This window comes from Mesorhizobium liriopis (assembly GCF_024053505.1).
GTDB lineage: Bacteria > Pseudomonadota > Alphaproteobacteria > Rhizobiales > Rhizobiaceae > Mesorhizobium_B > Mesorhizobium_B liriopis.
In genome coordinates this window covers 17,180-34,489 of sequence record NZ_JAMXQS010000001.1, presented here as the reverse complement: position 1 = coordinate 34,489, position 17,310 = coordinate 17,180, and the positions used below count along the sequence as shown (strand labels likewise).

The 17,310-nt window shown below is 62.9% G+C and carries 15 protein-coding genes; 1 reads left to right on the top strand and 14 read right to left on the bottom strand.

The window, feature by feature from the left end:
- Positions 1-19: 19 nt before the first annotated feature.
- Positions 20-1,180, bottom strand: a complete 1,161-nt coding sequence (locus tag NGM99_RS00160) for a phosphoserine transaminase (protein ID WP_252815027.1) — start codon at positions 1,178-1,180, stop codon at positions 20-22.
- Positions 1,181-1,397: 217 nt separating this feature from the next.
- On the opposite strand from NGM99_RS00160, the gene NGM99_RS00155 reads away from it, so the two are divergent.
- Complete coding sequence (locus NGM99_RS00155; RefSeq protein WP_252815026.1) at positions 1,398-2,369, top strand: hypothetical protein; 972 nt, start codon at positions 1,398-1,400, stop codon at positions 2,367-2,369.
- Positions 2,370-2,513: 144 nt separating this feature from the next.
- Here the strand turns inward: NGM99_RS00155 and NGM99_RS00150 are convergent, their stop codons facing one another.
- From NGM99_RS00150 to ybgC, 13 genes are all read right to left on the bottom strand, one after another.
- Positions 2,514-3,284, bottom strand: a complete 771-nt coding sequence (locus tag NGM99_RS00150) for an outer membrane protein (protein WP_252815025.1) — start codon at positions 3,282-3,284, stop codon at positions 2,514-2,516.
- Between the two features lie 187 nt (positions 3,285-3,471).
- The gene (locus NGM99_RS00145) at positions 3,472-4,320 is read right to left on the bottom strand and encodes an outer membrane protein (RefSeq protein ID WP_252815024.1); all 849 of its coding nucleotides are present in this window, start codon (positions 4,318-4,320) and stop codon (positions 3,472-3,474) included.
- Positions 4,321-4,522: 202 nt separating this feature from the next.
- A complete protein-coding gene (glmM, locus tag NGM99_RS00140) occupies positions 4,523-5,875 on the bottom strand; it encodes a phosphoglucosamine mutase (protein ID WP_252815023.1) in 1,353 nt (450 codons plus the stop codon).
- 291 nt (positions 5,876-6,166) lie between these two features.
- Entirely contained in the window at positions 6,167-7,411 is a 1,245-nt protein-coding gene (locus NGM99_RS00135) for a D-arabinono-1,4-lactone oxidase (RefSeq protein WP_252815022.1), read from the bottom strand.
- Positions 7,412-7,535: 124 nt separating this feature from the next.
- Positions 7,536-9,470, bottom strand: a complete 1,935-nt coding sequence (gene ftsH / locus NGM99_RS00130; RefSeq protein WP_252815021.1) for an ATP-dependent zinc metalloprotease FtsH — start codon at positions 9,468-9,470, stop codon at positions 7,536-7,538.
- 123 nt (positions 9,471-9,593) lie between these two features.
- A complete protein-coding gene (gene tilS, locus NGM99_RS00125; protein WP_252815020.1) occupies positions 9,594-10,922 on the bottom strand; it encodes a tRNA lysidine(34) synthetase TilS in 1,329 nt (442 codons plus the stop codon).
- Positions 10,916-12,004, bottom strand: coding sequence for a tol-pal system protein YbgF (ybgF, locus tag NGM99_RS00120; RefSeq protein ID WP_353937355.1), 1,089 nt, complete (start codon positions 12,002-12,004; stop codon positions 10,916-10,918). Before ybgF ends, tilS begins: the two co-directional genes overlap by 7 nt.
- A gap of 217 nt (positions 12,005-12,221) precedes the next feature.
- On the bottom strand, positions 12,222-12,734 hold the full coding sequence (pal, locus tag NGM99_RS00115) for a peptidoglycan-associated lipoprotein Pal (protein WP_252815019.1): 513 nt from the start codon (positions 12,732-12,734) through the stop codon (positions 12,222-12,224).
- Between the two features lie 223 nt (positions 12,735-12,957).
- Positions 12,958-14,265 (bottom strand): Tol-Pal system beta propeller repeat protein TolB, encoded by a 1,308-nt coding sequence (gene tolB / locus NGM99_RS00110; protein ID WP_252815018.1) that lies wholly within the window; start codon positions 14,263-14,265, stop codon positions 12,958-12,960.
- Positions 14,266-14,314: 49 nt separating this feature from the next.
- Positions 14,315-15,376 (bottom strand): TonB family protein, encoded by a 1,062-nt coding sequence (locus NGM99_RS00105; protein ID WP_252815017.1) that lies wholly within the window; start codon positions 15,374-15,376, stop codon positions 14,315-14,317.
- A 7-nt stretch (positions 15,377-15,383) separates the two neighbouring features.
- Positions 15,384-15,842: a protein TolR gene (gene tolR, locus NGM99_RS00100; RefSeq protein WP_252815016.1), complete on the bottom strand. Its 459-nt coding sequence runs from the start codon at positions 15,840-15,842 to the stop codon at positions 15,384-15,386.
- A 32-nt stretch (positions 15,843-15,874) separates the two neighbouring features.
- Complete coding sequence (gene tolQ, locus NGM99_RS00095; RefSeq protein ID WP_252815015.1) at positions 15,875-16,591, bottom strand: protein TolQ; 717 nt, start codon at positions 16,589-16,591, stop codon at positions 15,875-15,877.
- Between the two features lie 230 nt (positions 16,592-16,821).
- A complete protein-coding gene (gene ybgC / locus NGM99_RS00090; RefSeq protein ID WP_252815014.1) occupies positions 16,822-17,292 on the bottom strand; it encodes a tol-pal system-associated acyl-CoA thioesterase in 471 nt (156 codons plus the stop codon).
- Positions 17,293-17,310 lie beyond the last annotated feature (18 nt).

Here is a 17,310-nt window from a genome sequence, read left to right as displayed (position 1 = left end):
GGTGCCCGGCCTGTAGCCGTCAGGCCGCAGCTTTCAAGCCGGCCTTCTGCGTCTGATAGGCCCAGTCGAGCCAGTGCGTCAGCGCCTCGACATCCGCCGTCTCGACGGTGGCACCACACCAGATGCGCAGGCCCGCCGGCGCATCGCGATAAGATCCGATATCGAAGGCGACCCCTTCCTTTTCGAGAAGCGCGGCAAGGCCCTTGGCGAAAGCGGCCTGGTCGGGGATTTCAGGATCGGTGATCGACAGGCAGACAGAGGTGTTCGAGCGCGTTTCGGGCTTCTCAGCCAGATGACCGAGCCAGCCGGACGCCTGCACAAAGCGGTCGAGAGCCGCGAAGTTCGCGTCCGCACGGACTTTCAACGCACCGAGACCGCCAAGGCTTTGCGACCACTTCAGCGCATCGAGATAGTCTTCCACACAAAGCATCGAGGGCGTGTTGATGGTCTCGCCCTTGAAAATGCCCTCGTTGAGCTTGCCGCCGGAGGTGAGACGGAAAACCTTGGGCAGCGGCCAAGCCGGCTTGTAAGTCTCGAGGCGTTCGACGGCGCGGGGGCCGAGGATCAGGATGCCATGCGCGCCCTCCCCGCCCAGCACCTTCTGCCAGGAGAAGGTCACCACATCGAGCTTCGCGAAATCGAGATCCTGCGCGAAGGCGGCTGAGGTCGCATCGCAGATCGTCAGGCCCTGGCGGTCGGCCGGGATGAAATCGGCATTCGGCACGCGCACGCCCGAGGTCGTGCCGTTCCACGTAAAAACCACGTCCGTATTGAAATCGACGGCAGCCAAGTCGGGCAGCTGGCCGTAGGGCGATTCCACGACCTTGGCGTCGGCCAGCTTGAGCTGCTTGACGGCATCCGTCACCCAGCCCGAGCCGAAGCTTTCCCAAGCGAGCATCGTAACGGGACGGGCACCGAGTAGCGACCACATCGCCATCTCGACCGCGCCCGTGTCGGAAGCCGGCACGATGCCGATGCGGTGGGTGTCGGGTATCTGGAGAACCTGGCGGGTCAGATCGATCGCCTCGGCGAGCTTGCTCTTGCCGATCTTGGCACGATGCGAGCGGCCTAGCGCGGCGTCGCTGAGCGCTTCGAGCGACCAGCCGGGTCGTTTCGCGCAGGGTCCTGAAGAAAAATGGGGGGATGCCGGGCGCACTGCCGGCTTTGGCGCGTTTGTCATCGCGGTCTATCCTTCCAGATAGTTGGCTCTCCGTTGGGGGAGAGTGGCCCGCCGCGCGATGTATCGGAATGACGGTGCCCTCGCAAGAGGCAGCGGCGTCAACCTTTCGAATACCATGCGTTTCGCACCGATGCCGCGCTTGGCATTTGGCTCCGATTTTCTCTAAGGTTAACAAGCCTTCAACGCCGTCGCGTTGCAGGGCGCGAAGGGGTTGGCCGTGGCATTGAAAAGCTGGCGCAGAGGCAAGCGCGAGAAGGAGGAGCAGAGTTTCGAGGCGGCACTCGAAGCCCTCGATGTGTCCGAAACAACGACCGAGGCCCCTGTTCCGCCAAGCTCACCACGCGCGAACCGCCTCGACTTCGATGAACTGATCGACCTTCTCAAGACCGAGGCGACGGATCGCGCGGCAACGACGCGTACGGTGCCTCTTCCTCCCTTGGTTCCCAGGGCCCTCACATCTGCAAAGCCGGCCGCGTCGAAACCTGTTCCGCCGCGCAAAGCGGACGCGGCCAAGGTCTATGTGCCGCCCGAGCAGCGCAAGATGGAGGAAGCGCGCGAACAGCAGGAACTGGCGCGGCTCTTCGCCGATGCGCGCGAGGCATTGGCCGGCACCGGCATGGCACGCGCCGATGAGCCGCCGGCCGAACTGCTCCACCGGCTCGCTGCCGAGATCGAAGCGCACAGGGCGCGAATCGCGGAACTGGAAGCGGAACTCGAGAAAGTCTCGGACGAGCGCGACACGGCGCAACTGATGTTGCCCGACCCGATGGCGCATCTCGAGAGCCAGAGGTCCGCCGCTGAACGCTACGGCCTGAAGCCCGGTGAGTTGCAGGCGGCATGGCGGCGCCTCGAGCGCAGCGACACATCAGAGCTCGAATGGGCCGTGGTCGATGCGCTCGGCCAGGGGGGCATCGCGGCGTGGCCGGGCGGCGGCGTGGAGGATGTCGCCGGGCTGATCATCGCTCAGATCGCGCGCGCCGAGCTTGCTGAAGCAGGTTTTGGAGATGCTGCGTTCGCCGAACCGAAGGGATCACGGAAAATCCCGTCGGGCTGGACGCTCGTACCGGATGCCGATCACGTCACGGTCGAGATGGCGCGGGCCTGGATGGATTGCGAAGATCCGTCATTTCGCGCCCGGTTTCGGGCGCTGCTGGCTGCAGCGCCATCGCCGGACGAGGAACGAGGATAGGGCGGAAAGGGACCGCCCTGCGTTCGAGTTATCCGACAAGGGCTCGAACTTCCAGTCAGGTGGCGGGATAACGCGACGTGCAGCTACGAACCGCCGAACAGTTTAGCGCGACGTGACAGGCGAGCGGCTCGAGGCCGCTTTCCCTCACCACAAATCGTAGCGCAGACCCAGGCGAACCTGATGCAGCTTCACGCCTTCTTCGACCGAAACGTCGTTCACGTCGTTGAGACGTAGATATTCGGCCTGCGGCGAGGCCAGGAACTGGTAGCCGAGATCGGCGGAGAGGTTGTTGCCGAAATTGTAGGCGATGCCGGCATTCAGCGAATAGGCGGCCGAGTAGCGGCGCTCGTCGATGCTGGCGCTGCTGTTCTCAGTCGGATCGTCCGCATTGGTGAAGCCGACCTCGCCTTCGATCTTGGAAGCGTAAACGCCCGCGCCGGCGCCTACATAAGGCGTGAAGCCAGCGATCGTGCCGAGATCGGCATAGATATTGGCCAAGCCGTACCAGGCATCGTTGGAAAGCTCGCCGCGCGCCGCGATCGTGCCGTCATCATAGGATGCGGAGACATCATTGCCGGCGATGTAGCCGACATTCACATCCGAACGCAGCCAGTCGGTGAAGTGATAGCCGATGCCGAGGCTGCCCGAGAACATGTTCTCGTCCTCATCCACGCTGATCGCGCCCGCCGAAAAGGTCGAGCTGAACTGGTGGTCGTCGGTCTTGAAAGTTTCGTTGAGCTGATAGCCCACATCGCCGCGCAGGTACCAGCCGGAGCCGACTTCGACCGGCCTGTATTCCGGCGCATCCTGCGCGGTCTCGAAAACAGGCGGATCGTAATCGGCCCCAACGGCGAGCGACGCGGGCAGAAGGGCTGCGGAGGACAGGAGAAGCAGAAGGCTCGTCTTGAGCGGCATGGAAGGAAACCCTGGCAGGCGCGGCGGACCCCCCACCGGCTCAATGCTTATGATGCCGAGTGTTAACCAAGTTGGTTAAATCACGGTTAAGCCTAATGAAGCGTTGAGAGAGATTAACGGAGCTCCGAACGTGACGAAGCCGCCCGGTTGGCACGGGACGGCTTCGACAACAGTTCGGATCAAATGATTACTTGGTATAGACCGGCTCGACCGGCTCATAGGCTACCGGCTCGGGTGCACCGCATTCGGAACGCCCGCCGCCGAACTTGTAGCGCAGGCCGCCGCGCACTTCGTGCACGTTGATGCCGCCATCCTCGCCTGGGCCGACGCCGCTCGCATAACCGAACATGTCGCCGCCTTCGACATGGGCGTAACGGTAGCCGATGTCGAGGTCGAGGTTCTTGGTCAGGCAGTATGACGTGCCCGCCATCAGGGCATAGGCAAAACGCCATCCCTTCTCGCCGTCATGCTCGAAGGACTCGTCCTCGATGGTGTTGGTGAGCTTGTCCCACTTCACATGAGCACCGCCGATGCCGGCGCCGATGTAAGGCGTGAAGCCGTGATAGGTGCCGAGTTCCGCATAGACATTGGCGAGCAGGAGCCAGGCACTGTAGGAAGAGCGGTCCGTCGAGGTGCAGGTCAGAAGCGGGTCGGACAAGCACTCGCCCACCGTGTCGCCGCGGAAATCGGCCTTGCCGAGATAGTCCACGGTCAAATCGGTGCGCAGATGACGATTGATCTGATAGCCGAGGCCGACACCGCCCGACCAGGCTTCATCCAGATCGCCGTCGATCGTCCCGCGTCGGCCATCTTCGAAGGTCGGGTCGCCATAGCGGACATACTCGCCTTCCTTGAACTTGGACCAGTGGTAATCGACGTCGCCGCGAATGTACCAGCCGCTGTAAGGTTCGGCATAGGCAACCTGCGCAGGCGCCTGTTCGACCACAGGCTCGGCCAGATCGGCGGCCCAGCCCTGGGTGGCCCCGAGGCCGGCCAAGGCTGCACCGAGCAGCAATGTCTTCACGAAATCTCGCATGTCCACACCCCTCAAAAACACTATCGGGACGCATACGGCCCGGTGAATTGGCTTCGGGAATGGATAATGAAGCGTTTCGGTTAAAGACGACTTAACCGTGCTTTTTAACCTTACCGATCGGTGCACGCACGGCACGTGGAGGAGAATATAGAAGGCCGAGCCTTTTCAGGCCCGGCCTTGACTCAAACTCTTTTCTCGCTGTTCAGGCGGCGCTGCGAACCTGGCCGATCACGTCAACGAGGCCATTGACGACCTCTTCCACGAGGCGTGGATCGTCGCCTTCCGCCATGACGCGGATCAGAGGCTCGGTGCCGGAGGGACGGATCACGAGGCGGCCGCTCCTGCCGAGCATGGATTCGGCGTCGGCGATGGCGGACTTGACGGATGCTTCCTCCAGCGGACGCCCTCCCCCGAAACGCACGTTCTTGAGAAGTTGCGGCACGGGTTCGAAGCGGCGCGCCACCTCGCTCACGGGTTTGCCGGATGCTTTCACGCAGGCAAGAACCTGAAGGGCCGAGACGAGGCCATCACCCGTGGTTGAGAAGTCCGACAAGACGATGTGGCCCGACTGTTCGCCGCCCACATTGAAGCCGTTGGCGCGCATGTGCTCGACCACATAGCGGTCGCCCACCTTGGTGCGGTGCAGTTCCATGCCCTTGGACTGGATGAAGCGCTCGAGGCCGAGATTGCTCATCACGGTCGCGACGAGGCCATTGCCGGTCAGGCGGCCGTCTTCGGCCCAGGATTCGGCGATCAGTGCCATCACCTGGTCGCCATCCACCAGCGTACCGTTTTCGTCTACGATCACCATGCGGTCGGCGTCACCGTCGAGTGCGATGCCGATATCGGCGCGCACCTCATGCACCTTGGCGATCAGGCTTTCAGGCGCGGTCGAACCACATTCCTTGTTGATGTTGAAGCCGTTCGGCTCGGTATGGATGGCAATGACCTCGGCACCCAGTTCCCAGAGCACTTCGGGGGCCACCTTGTAAGCGGCGCCATTGGCGCAATCGATCACGATGCGCAGGCCTTCGAGTGACATGTTGCGCGGCAGTGTACGCTTGGCCGCCTCGATGTAACGGTCATGCACGCCGTCGATACGCTTGGCACGGCCGAGCAGGTCGGAGTCGGCCAGAACGATATCGATCTCCTCATCCAGCATCGCTTCGATGCGGTTCTCGATCTCGTCGGAGAGCTTGTAGCCGTCCGGCCCGAACAGCTTGATGCCGTTGTCATGGTAAGGGTTGTGCGAGGCCGAGATCATCACGCCGATATCCGCACGCAACGAGCGCGTGAGCATCGCGACCGCGGGCGTGGGCATGGGCCCGAGCAGGAACACGTCCATGCCGGCCGCGCAGAAGCCCGCGACCATCGCGTTTTCCAGCATGTAGCCCGACAGCCGCGTGTCCTTGCCCAGCACAACACGATGGCGGTGTTTGCCGCGCTGGAACGACATGCCTGCCGCCATGCCGACCTTCATCGCCACCTCGGGCGTCATCGGGAAGCGATTGGCGCGGCCACGAATGCCGTCTGTTCCGAAATAGCGCTTGGACATGCAAATCCCCCAGGGAAACTTATGTCGCCTTTGCCACAAACCGGCGCGCCACGCCGCTCACATTATATGAGCCGCTGTAACGCTGAGCCGGCAAGTCGAAGAGCGCAGATCATCGGTCCGTTGCTTTAAGAAATGCTGAACCATGATCTGGCGAAGTCGGCCGTGCTTTCAGGCTAGACCATCTGGAAGCGGCACAGGAGTTCGGCAATCGGGGTACCCATCCCCCCGTCCCGTAGTCCGAAAGACGCGACCGGACAGCCGAAATTCCACCTTGTCTCGTCACATGATGTTTCAGCCGAGGAGCATGCGCAGATGGTCGTTGAGGAAACGGCCCTTGGGATCGAGCCGGCGGCGCAAGGCGCGGAAGTCGTCGGCACGCGGATAAAGCCTGGTCACGTCTTCCGTATCGAGAAAGTGCATCTTGCCCCAGTGCGGGCGCGAATTGTACCGGCGCAGGATCTGGTCCACATCACGCAGATAATCCCAATAGTCGATGCCCGGCCCGCCTGACACCGAGAGAGTGATGCTGTCCTGATGGTGGAATGGGCTCATCCACGCCGGATCGCCCGCCGTGAAGCGGTACTCGATCGGGTAGATGCAGTTCGTGTGCTTGTTGAGCATCAACTCCCGCACCGCGCGCACGGCCGCCTTTCCGTGTTCCACCGGCACGGCATATTCGAGCTCGACGAAGTTCGGTACATACTCGATCGGATAGACATCGGAGCTGTAGGCAATCTTCTCGAATGGGCGCTCCATGGGTGCCGCATCGGATATGTCCATCACCTTCATCTCGCAAATGTCTGCTTGCGCCCTGGTGGAGGAGAATGGCGAGTCGGACGTATCGGCGAGGCAATAGAGGTGGCGGCTTTCGGGCGTCGGGCACCAGAAGAAGCCGAAGTGGCGGTGCTGCGCGGCGAGCTCGTCATGGCGCTCCATGCAGGTCTCGAAATCGTCGCGCCAGAGCTTTTCGTGCAGGTTGTAGGCTTCCGTGACATTCAGCGTCATGGCGGAAATGATGCCGAGCGTGCCGACCGACACCTGCGCGGCGTGCAGGAGATCCTCGTCGCTCCCATCGATGTCGAGCACTTCGCCATCCGCCTTGACGATGCGCATGCCGGCGATAGACGAAGCGAGATTGCCGAGCTTGAGGCCGGTGCCATGGGTGCCTGTGGTAAAGGCGCCTGCGACGGCCTGACTGTCGATGTCGCCCTGATTGATCAGCGACAGGCCTTCAGCTTTCAGCGCCTTGCCGAGTTCATTGATGCGCGTGCCACCCGCCACCGTCACTTGCTTGCGGCCGTGATCGATCGCTCGAACGCCGCGCAGATCGGCAAGCGAGAGGAGAAGACCGCTCGTTCCGACGACCGGGGTGAAGGAATGGCCCGACCCGGAGACGCGCACGCCGAGATCGCGGCGGTCCGCCTCACGAACGAGTTCGATCAGTTCCGCTTCGGTTTGCGGTGCGGCCTTGTACTGGGAAACACAATACTGGTTGCCCACCCAGTTGCGCCAGATGCCGCCTTTCTCGAATTCCACGTGCCTCTGCCCTCACTGACTTTGAACGCTTCAGGACAAAGGGCAGCCGAAATGGAAACAGGCTGCATGTCCTGAAAGTTGGACATGCAGCCTGCTATAGATTTCCACTCATGGAAAGTATGGACTAGCCCTGCGGCTGAGGCTCCAGTCCACCCTCCGGCTCGTCGCCCTTGCGGCGGCCCGACGCGCTGCCGGCCTTGGGCACCGCTGTGCCGCGCGTGGGCGAAGAGTCGTCGCCCGAGTCGCGGTTGGGTCGGTTGCCGGCGATGAGCTGCTTGATTTCCTCGCCCGACAGCGTTTCGAATTCGAGGAGGCCTTCGGCGAGCGCGATCCATTCCTCACGCTTGCGCGTCAGGATATCGGTCGCGGTGACATAGGCTTCATCAATCAGGCGGCGAACTTCAGCGTCGATGAGTTGGGCGGTCTCTTCCGAAACGTTCTGTGTGCGCGCCACCGAATGGCCGAGGAAGACTTCTTCCTGGTTCTCGCCATAGGCGACGTGGCCGAGTTTGTCGGAGAAGCCCCAGCGCGTGACCATGGCACGCGCCAGCTTGGTCGCCTGCTCGATGTCGGAAGCCGCGCCCGAGGTGATGTTCTCCTTGCCGAACTTCATCTCTTCCGCGACGCGGCCACCCATCATGATCGCAAGACGCGAGATCATGTATTTGTAGCTCATCGAGTAGCGGTCGCCCTCAGGCAACTGCATCACCATACCGAGCGCGCGACCGCGCGGGATGATCGTTGCCTTATGAAGCGGATCGGCTGCCGGCACATTGAGCGCGAGGATGGCATGGCCGGACTCGTGATAGGCGGTGAGCTCCTTCTCGGCCTGCGTCATCGCAGTTGAGCGGCGCTCGGCGCCCATCATTACCTTGTCCTTGGCGTCCTCGAATTCCTGCATGGTGACGAGGCGCTTGTTGCGGCGCGCGGCCATAAGAGCGGCTTCGTTGACGAGGTTCATGAGGTCCGCGCCCGAAAAGCCCGGCGTGCCACGTGCGACGACCTTGAGATCTACATTCGGGGCCAGCGGCACGTTGCGGACGTGCACCTTGAGAATACGCTCGCGGCCGTTGATGTCCGGGTTCGGCACGACGACCTGACGGTCGAAGCGGCCCGGACGCAGAAGTGCCGGGTCGAGCACGTCGGGACGGTTGGTCGCGGCAATCAGGATGATCGACTCGTTGGCTTCGAAGCCGTCCATCTCGACCAGTAGCTGGTTGAGCGTCTGTTCGCGCTCGTCATTGCCACCGCCGAGGCCCGCGCCGCGATGGCGGCCGACCGCGTCGATTTCGTCGATGAAAATGATGCAGGGTGCGTTCTTCTTGGCCTGATCGAACATGTCGCGGACGCGGGACGCGCCGACACCGACGAACATTTCGACGAAGTCCGAGCCGGAGATGGTGAAAAACGGCACATTGGCTTCGCCGGCGACGGAGCGCGCGAGCAGCGTCTTGCCGGTGCCGGGAGGGCCCACGAGCAGCACGCCGCGCGGAATCTTGCCGCCGAGACGCTGGAACTTGCCGGGATCGCGGAGGAACTCGACGATTTCCTCAAGGTCCTGTTTGGCCTCGTCCACGCCGGCGACGTCACCGAAGGTCACGCGGCCATGGGCTTCGGTAAGCAGCTTGGCCTTGGACTTGCCGAAGCCCATCGCGCGGCCCGAACCCGACTGCATCTGGCGCATGAAGAAGATCCAGACGCCGAGGATCAGGATCATCGGCAGCCAGGAAAGCAGAATGCCGAAGAGCGAGTTGGAGCCGTCGGTTTCAGGCTGGGCATTGATGGTGACACTCTTGCCCTCGAGCCGGTCGACGAGGTTGGAATCGCCCGGAGAATAGGTCTGGAACCCGCTGGCATTGTCCACATAGGTACCCGAGATGCGCTCGCCCGTGATCGTCACCGACTTCACCCGGCCCGCGTCCACATCGGTCAGGAATTCCGAATAGGGCACGTTGCGCGAAGCGCCGCGCTGCTGTGGCGACTGGAAGAGGTTGAAGAGCGCGATCAGGAGGACGGCGATGATCGCCCAAAGCGCGAGGTTGCGGTAGTTCGAGTTCATCTGCGGTTCCGTGGGAGGATTCCCGTTGGCCTCGGGTCACGAGGCACACAGCGTCAGCGGGCAGTAACCGGCCTAACATAGGCACGGCGCGCGCCCTTGCCAAGGCGAAGGACGCGGCTTGAGTTAAGCCAATCTGTCTTTGCGGCCGGCATAAGGCGGCGAAGGAAATTTGCGTGCGCCGAAGAGACCGGCGAGCGCTTGCGCGAGAGAGGTATCGAAAGCCAGAAGAATGCGGGCGAAAGGCGGAACGAGAGGCTCGAACCGTTCTTCGTCGAGCCTGACCAGTCGTCCGCTCTCCCCTCGCAATGCCGGCTGCGCGGCCATTGCGCCGGACACAAGACGGGGCGGCAGTTCGTTGGCACGGGAAGAAGTCGGGCGAGCAGCGGCGCCATTGGCAACGATCGTGCCGGGCAAACTCGATTTCAGCCGAAAGCGGCCGTCGAACACTTTGTCGCGATGCGCGGCGATTCCTGCGATGTGCCTTGTCTCGCGATGCAACCAGATCATCGCCTTGCGCCGCTCGATCACTGCACCGCCGAGGCTCGCGCGTATCGGACCCGCTTCGAGCTTCCGCCACAGCGCATCGCTTCGGGAGGGATCGGGAAGATGCTCCTGTCCACCTGCGCATGCGATGAGTGCGCGAAATGCGTAGAGGCCGGCATCGCCGAACGCGAAGGCTTCAGCCGCAAGACTTAAAAGGCCGGGCGATGGTTGAGCCGCCAGGTTTCGGACGATCTGGGCTGCGGCAATTCCCAACGCGATCCGCTTCTTCTCCGCCTGCGCGCGAAGCCTGAGAATATGACCTTTGTCATATTCCTGCGCCTTCCGCACCCGTACACGCTCGAAGCGGGGATCGCTGTTGCTCGGATCATCGATCCAATCGATCTGTCGCGCGTTCAGCCAAAGGCGCAGGTCATGGCGTCCCGTTTCGAGAAGCGGGCGGAGAAGCCAGACACGGCCATCAAGCAATGTCGCCGGCGCCATGCCCGCAAGGCCGCGCCCATTGCCGCGCACTTCCCGCATCCGCACTGTTTCGATCTGGTCGTCCTGCGTATGGCCAGTGAGGATGAAGTCCGAGCCGATCTCGTCTGCGTGGTTTTTGAGGAGCTGATAGCGCGCGGCACGTGCGGCAGCCTGAATGCCGGTCGAGGGCTTTGGGCCTTCCCAGCGTAGAACGCGGTGCGGGAGGCCAAGCCACGCTGCTCTCTCGCCGACAGTCTGAGCCTCAGTGGCGGATTCCGACCGCAAGCCGTGATCGACCGTCGCAACATGAATGCGCCAGTTTCGTTTGCGGCTTGCAGCGTGAAGAAGATCAAGAAGGGCAAGGGAGTCGCTGCCACCGGAAACCGCGGCGATCAGATTTGCACCCGACGGAATATCAAAGGGTTCGATAAGTGCGTCCGGGTCGAGCCTGCCTCGCTTAAGCGTATCGGCAGGCGAGCGGGTCAGCACGAAGAACGCGACTTCTCTTGGGCAAGGCGCTGCTTGAGCGGTGCCGAAATGTTCGGGTAGCGCTTGGAAACTTCGGAAAAGGTCGCGCAGGCGACATCACGCTGGTTCAGGCCAGCCAGTGACACGCCGAGCTTCAACAACATCTCGGGCGCCTTCTTTGACTTCGGATGTTCCTTGCCGGCGTTCAGGAAGACCTTGGCGGCATCGGAATATTTGGATTGCCCGAGCAGCGACTCGCCAAGCCAGTATTCCGCGTCAGCGTTGCGGGCATCGGTCGGGAAGCGCTCGATATGGTTGCGGAAACCGGCTTCGGCCGTCTTGTAGTCACCCGATAGGACGAACTGATACGCGTTCTGGTAGACCTCTTCAGGGTTGTCGCTCGGAGGCAAAGCCGCGACCTGTGTGCCGTCCTGCGAAGGCTGCAGGTCCGCCGGCCGTTCGATGCCACGCGAGATGACCGACTGGTCACCCACTGTGCCGCCGGTGACGTTGCCGGATGCATCGAACGTGATCGTGCCGAAGCCCGGCGCACCAGTTGCCGGGGCAGTGCTGCCAGCGACCGGCGCACCCGCCATGTCGGCGCCAGCCATCCCGGGATTGGTTTGAGCAGGACCGCCGGATGGCGGCGGCAGCGCACCGCCGGACATGTCACCAGCAGAAGGTGCGGTGGCGCTGGCCACCGCATTATTGTCGTCGGGAGGCGCCGCTTCGCTCTTCTTGGCAGGCTTGGCCTTGGCGCCACCGCCGCCCTCGATCTCCTGGAAGCGGAATTCGTTGTCTTCCTGCTGCTTGCGGATCTGCTCCTGCATCTGCAGGATCTGGAAGTTCATCTCTTCCAGCGTGCCCGACATGCGGCGCAGCTGTTCCTGCATCTCGGTGATGCGCGGATCACCGGCCTGCGCCATTTGCACGGGCGCGGGCTGCTGCACAGGCTGCGCGTTTTCCGACTTGTTGCCGCCGAAAACGCCTGGAAGGCCGAGGCCCCAGCCCTTGTTGTCGGCGAAAGCCGATGTGGAAAGTAGTGTCAGCGCCAGCGCGCCGCCGATCAATGTTCGCAGTCCCATTTTTCCCTTGCCGCTCATGAAGCGTGCCCCAAAAACACGAAAGGCAGGGGCGATAAGCCCCTGCCCCTCGCAGGTTCAACCTAGCCGCGAGACTTCGGCCAAACGATGGCCTTGTTCTCGCAACCAAGCATTCGTTGGAGCCTGTTTCATTTCGATTGCATCGAAATGCGGCTCCAACACATTGCTCAGCCGCATTTTCACGGACGCCGGATGTGCCATCCGGCTGTGAAATGCTTTAGCTGCCAGCGCCGCTCAGCACGGTGACCGCGCGACGGTTCTGCGACTGGCAGGCGGTGTCCTGCTCGCAAACGGCCACCGGACGCTCCTTGCCGTAGGAGATCGTCTTGAGGCGGTTGGCGCGCACGCCCTGCGAGATCAGGTAGTCGCGCGCTGCAGCCGCACGACGCGCGCCGAGTGCGAGGTTGTATTCGCGGGTGCCGCGCTCGTCGGCATGGCCTTCGACCACGATGCCGTAGGAGCCGTAGCGGTTCAGCCACTGGGCCTGACGGCTCAGCGTGGTCTGTGCGTCGGCGCGGATCGAGGAGCTGTCCGTGTCGAACAGGATGCGGTCGCCCACATTCACCGTGAAGTCCTGGCTGGAGCCCGGCGTGGCCGAACCGGCACCGCCGCCGAGGCCGAGGTCGGACGCGCTGTTCGGCGTCTTCTTGGAGGCGCAGCCGGTGACCGCCAAAGTGGCGACCAGCGCAAGCGCAACCGTGTTGATCTTCATGCTTGCGATGCGGCCCATCATCCCCGCCACTCCTTTGAGAAATTCCAAGCGATTGAATTGAAAGCTTTGTGAGACCAAGCAGTAACCATAACAAGGTTACCGAAAGCTCAAGAAACGCGTCCTGCCCTTCAGGATTTTCCGCGTTCTCGGCCGGCTGTCACCCTCGCCGACCGATAATGATCGCGGCCTTGGCCGCGAAATGGGGCGGAAACGCGACCGGTTTCCCACCCCACCGATCACATCATTCGAGAAGCGGCGACCAGGCCGGATCCGAGCCAAAGCCCTTGGTCGGGATCGGCTGCTCGTTGCGGCCCGTGAGGTCGATTGAATAAAGCTTCGGCCCGCCGCCACCTTCACGGAAGAACATCACCACACGCCCGTTCGGCGCCCAGGTCGGACCTTCCTGAAGATTGCCGGAAGACAGGATGCGCTCGCCCGAACCATCGGGCTTCATCACGCCGATCTGGAACTGGCCGCCCGACTGCTTGGTGAAGGCGATGAGGTCGCCGCGCGGGCTCCACACAGGCGTCGAATACTGGCCACCGCCGAACGAGATGCGCGTCTGGCCCGAGCCGTCCGCGCCCATCGCATAGATCTGTGGCTGGCCACCGCGATCCGAGGTGAAGACGACGCGCGAGCCGTCCGGCGAATAGGACGGCGAGGTGTCGATGGCAGAAGAGTTGGTGAGACGCGTGGTGGTGCGCGAGCGCAGGTCCATCGCGAAGATGTTCGAGTTGCCGTCGTCGCGCAGCAGGCTCATCACGACCTTCTGGCCGTCCGGCGAGAAGCGCGGCGCAAAGGTCATGCCGGGGAAGTTGCCGACGAGCTCACGCTGCCCCGTCTCGATCTGCAGCAGGTAGACCTGCGGCTGGCCGGACTCGTAGGACATATAGGTGATTTCCTGACGCGTCGGCGAGAAACGCGGGGTCATCGCAATCGTCTTGCCGTTGGACAGGTAGCGCACATTGGCGCCGTCCTGGTCCATGATGGCGAGACGCTTCACGCGGTTCTGCTTGGAGCCGGTCTCGTCGATGTAGACGACGCGGGTGTCGAAATAACCCTTCTCGCCGGTCAGCTTCTCATAGATCGAGTCCGCGATGATGTGCGCCACGCGGCGCGAGTTCTGCGGATTGGCGAAAAACTGCTCGCCGATCAGCTGCTGGCCGCCGAACGTGTCCCAAAGGCGGAACTCGGCACGCAGACGACCGTCGCCTTCACGCCCCACGCGGCCCGTGACGAGCGCCTGGGCATTGATCACCTTCCAGTCGTCGAAACGCGGAGCGGCATCGGGGTTCGTGATCTTTTCGATGAAAGCCGCCTTGTCGATCGGCGCGAAGAGGCCCGAGCGTTGGAGATCGGCCTGCACGATCTGCGAAATCTCCTGGGCAACCGCATCGCCTTGGAAATCGGTGATGGCGATCGGCATCGGCTCGACATTGCCGCGATTGACGTCGATCACGAGCTGGGCATGGGCAGGGAGCACGGCCGCGACTGTTGCGCCGAATGAAAGCGCGGTGGCGGTGAGAAGGCTCCTCAAAAGGTTCTTCATCGGGTCAAACCTCGTGGGTGGTGAGAAGGAGACGCCTGCACTTGAGGCGTCAGAACATTTCGCTGGGGTCGAAGTTGACGACGACCTGTGACCAGGTGTCGGCTTTGTCCATGGGCAGGGTGAAGCCGGCATTGTCGCATTTCTGCACGGCGCGCACCGCGCTCTGGTCGAAGGTCGTGTCGCCGCTCGAAGCGGTTATCTGCGGACGGCCATCGAGCTTACCGGATGAATCCAGGCTGAAGCTCACGGAAACGCGCAAACCTTCCACGCCTTCCGCACCCGCCGGAATGCTCCAGCAACCGGAAAGCTGGGAGCGCAGCGCATCCATCTCGCCCTGCGAGAGCTTGGCGCCGGTGGTCTTCTTGCCGCCGAGCGAGGCCTGATCGGACGAGCGCTTGGCACCGCCGCCCGAGGCCTTCTGCTTGTCGAGCAGCATCGCCACTTCGTCTTCGAGCGACTTTTCCTTGGCGTCCGACTTCTGCGCGGTCTTCTTCTCTGCCGGCTTCTCGGCTTCCTTCTTGTCAGGCGCCTTGGCGGTCTGCGCCTCGGCAGGCGGTGTCGGCTTGGGCTTCATGGCCGGCGACGGCGCGCTGTCGGGCAGCTTGAGCGCGTCGGGTGTGACCTCCGCGGTTTTCTGCTCAGGCGTCGGCTCTGGCTTCACTTCCTGCTTGGGCGTCGGCTCGACCTTGGTTTCGGTCGCAGGCGTCGGCTCGGGTTTCGGAGTGGGTTCGACCTTGGGAGCGGGCTCGGGCGCGGGAACAGGGGTCGGCTCGGGTGTGGGCTCGGATTCTGGCTGGGCCGCCGCCTGCTTCACCTCGCGCGGCGAGGGTTCGGGCGTGGGCGGCGTCGACAGGTCGTTGTCGTTGTCGCCGATATTCTGCGCGTCGGGCTTCACGTCCGGCTTGGTGGTCGGCTTGGGCGCCGGCTTTTCGCTCAAGGCGGCCGTCTTGTCGCCCTGGACCATCTGCGCGAGTTCTTCCGACGAGATCACGGAAACCGGCAACGACTCCGTCGCGCCCGCATCCAGCGGCTTGGGCGCGCCGAGCGAGATCAAGCCGACGCCGAGCACGGCGGCGTGGAAGATAACGGATGTCGAAAGACCGGCCTTCATGGCACGCTCAGTTCTTCTGGTCCGGCAGATCGGTCACGAGGCCGAGATTCGAATAGCCGGCGGTGCGCAGGCTTGCCATCACCTGGGCCACCGAGCCGTAATCGGCCGTGCGATCGCCTTTCACGAAGATACGCTCTTCATAGCCGGCCTTGGCGACGGCCTGCATCTTGGGTGCGAGTTCCTCGACCGGGATCTCGGTCTCGTTGAGATAAACGGCCCCACCCTGGCGGATCGACACGACGATCGGCTGGGTTTCGGAATTCAGCGTTTCGGCCTGAGCCTTGGGCAGATCCACGGGCACACCGACCGTCAGCATGGGCGCGGCTACCATGAAGATGATGAGGAGAACCAGCATCACGTCCACAAAGGGCGTGACGTTGATCTCGGACATCACACCGTGCTTGCGGCTGCGACGACCGCCGCGACGCCCGCGTCCGCCCCCTGCTGCTCCAACCGACATGCCCATGGCCGCCTCCTAAGCTTTCCGCGCGACCGAATTCAGGCGGCCATCCGCGTCACGACCTTTTCGTCGATCTGACGCGAGAGGATGGCGGAGAACTCGTCGGCGAAGCCTTCCATGCGCGTGCCAATCTTGGACACGTCGGCGGAGAGCTTGTTGTAGGCGATAACGGCCGGAATAGCGGCAAGCAGGCCGATGGCGGTAGCGAGCAAAGCCTCGGCGATGCCCGGCGCGACAACCGCGAGATTGGTGGACTGCGCGCCGGCAATAGCCTGGAACGAGGTCATGATGCCGACCACCGTGCCGAACAGGCCGATAAAGGGCGCGGCCGAGCCGACAGTGGCGAGGAAGCCGAGGCGGCCTTCGAGCCCTTCCATCTCACGGGTAAGAGCCAGATCCATTGCCTTGTCGATGCGGGTCTGGAGAGCGAGCGGCGATTTCGCGCCCTTCTCGAAGCTCTTCTTCCATTCGCGCATGGCGGCGACGAAGATCGAGCCCATGCCGGCGGTCTTCTTCTCGTTGAGGCTCTGGTAGAGCTGCTCGAGCGACTGGCCGGACCAGAAAACCTGCTCGAAGCGGTTCAATGCTGCGCGCATGCGATTATACGAAATCACCTTGTCGATGATGATGGCCCAGGTCCAGACGGACGCGGCGAGAAGGCCGATCATCACGAGCTTGACGATAAGACCGGCCTGCCAGAACAGCGCCCAAACCGAAACGGACGCGCCCGGTTCAGCGAGATGAAGAGTTTCCATCCGAACTTTTCCCAAAAAGAACAGGGTGCGCCTGAGCTGCTGCCGCACCGTGCCCGAAATGCCGCCACCTTCGGTCGCGCGCGGCTTTTACGCTGCGCCTCGAACGCCTTGAATGGGCATCTTCAAGCATGTCACGGCCTTCTCGGGGCCAAATTTGGTGAAAGGAAGGCGTGAGCGTTCACGGCACTTCCTAACGTTTTCATTCATGAAGTGTTGAGGTTAATGCTTGGTTAGCGTGCGGCCTGCGGCATGAAGGCGGCGGTCCATTCCCTTGGGAATCTGCGCGGCCTTCCGTCCGTGCCGATCGTCGCCGCCTCGACTTCCGCTTCGATGAGGGCTTCCTCGCCTCGCAGAATGCGCTGGTGCATGGCGATCCGCGCCCCGGACACAGCAGCCGTCCTGGTCTCGACCGTCAGTACGTCGTCGATGCGGGCGGGTTTCAGGAAGCGGATATCCATCCGGCGCACCACCCAGACTATGGCGTTCGCCTGCCCGATCAGTTCGTTGTGATGTACGCCGACCAGGCGCAGGAAGTCGGAGCGGCCACGTTCGAGGAATTCGAGGTAGCGCGCATGGTAGACGACGCCCGAAAAGTCGGTATCGGCATAATAGACGCGCGCCCAGGTACGGTGCCCGTCTCCCGTGAGTTCGCCGGAAAGCGGGCTGGCAGATGGAATTGGGCGTTCACCATGCTCGCTCATCCGGCTTTCCTCTGTCGC

What these genes read in the sequence shown, in the direction of transcription:
- NGM99_RS00145 (WP_252815024.1), bottom strand. Translation starts at nt 4,320, where the DNA reads ATGCGAGATTTCGTGAAGACATTGCTGCTCGGTGCAGCCTTGGCCGGC.
- tolB (WP_252815018.1), bottom strand. Translation starts at nt 14,265, where the DNA reads ATGAAGAACCTTTTGAGGAGCCTTCTCACCGCCACCGCGCTTTCATTC.
- ybgC (WP_252815014.1), bottom strand. Translation starts at nt 17,292, where the DNA reads ATGAGCGAGCATGGTGAACGCCCAATTCCATCTGCCAGCCCGCTTTCC.
- glmM (WP_252815023.1), bottom strand. Translation starts at nt 5,875, where the DNA reads ATGTCCAAGCGCTATTTCGGAACAGACGGCATTCGTGGCCGCGCCAAT.
- NGM99_RS00150 (WP_252815025.1), bottom strand. Translation starts at nt 3,284, where the DNA reads ATGCCGCTCAAGACGAGCCTTCTGCTTCTCCTGTCCTCCGCAGCCCTT.
- NGM99_RS00160 (WP_252815027.1), bottom strand. Translation starts at nt 1,180, where the DNA reads ATGACAAACGCGCCAAAGCCGGCAGTGCGCCCGGCATCCCCCCATTTT.
- NGM99_RS00105 (WP_252815017.1), bottom strand. Translation starts at nt 15,376, where the DNA reads ATGAAGGCCGGTCTTTCGACATCCGTTATCTTCCACGCCGCCGTGCTC.
- ftsH (WP_252815021.1), bottom strand. Translation starts at nt 9,470, where the DNA reads ATGAACTCGAACTACCGCAACCTCGCGCTTTGGGCGATCATCGCCGTC.
- tolQ (WP_252815015.1), bottom strand. Translation starts at nt 16,591, where the DNA reads ATGGAAACTCTTCATCTCGCTGAACCGGGCGCGTCCGTTTCGGTTTGG.
- tolR (WP_252815016.1), bottom strand. Translation starts at nt 15,842, where the DNA reads ATGGGCATGTCGGTTGGAGCAGCAGGGGGCGGACGCGGGCGTCGCGGC.
- ybgF (WP_353937355.1), bottom strand. Translation starts at nt 12,004, where the DNA reads ATGAGCGGCAAGGGAAAAATGGGACTGCGAACATTGATCGGCGGCGCG.
- pal (WP_252815019.1), bottom strand. Translation starts at nt 12,734, where the DNA reads ATGGGCCGCATCGCAAGCATGAAGATCAACACGGTTGCGCTTGCGCTG.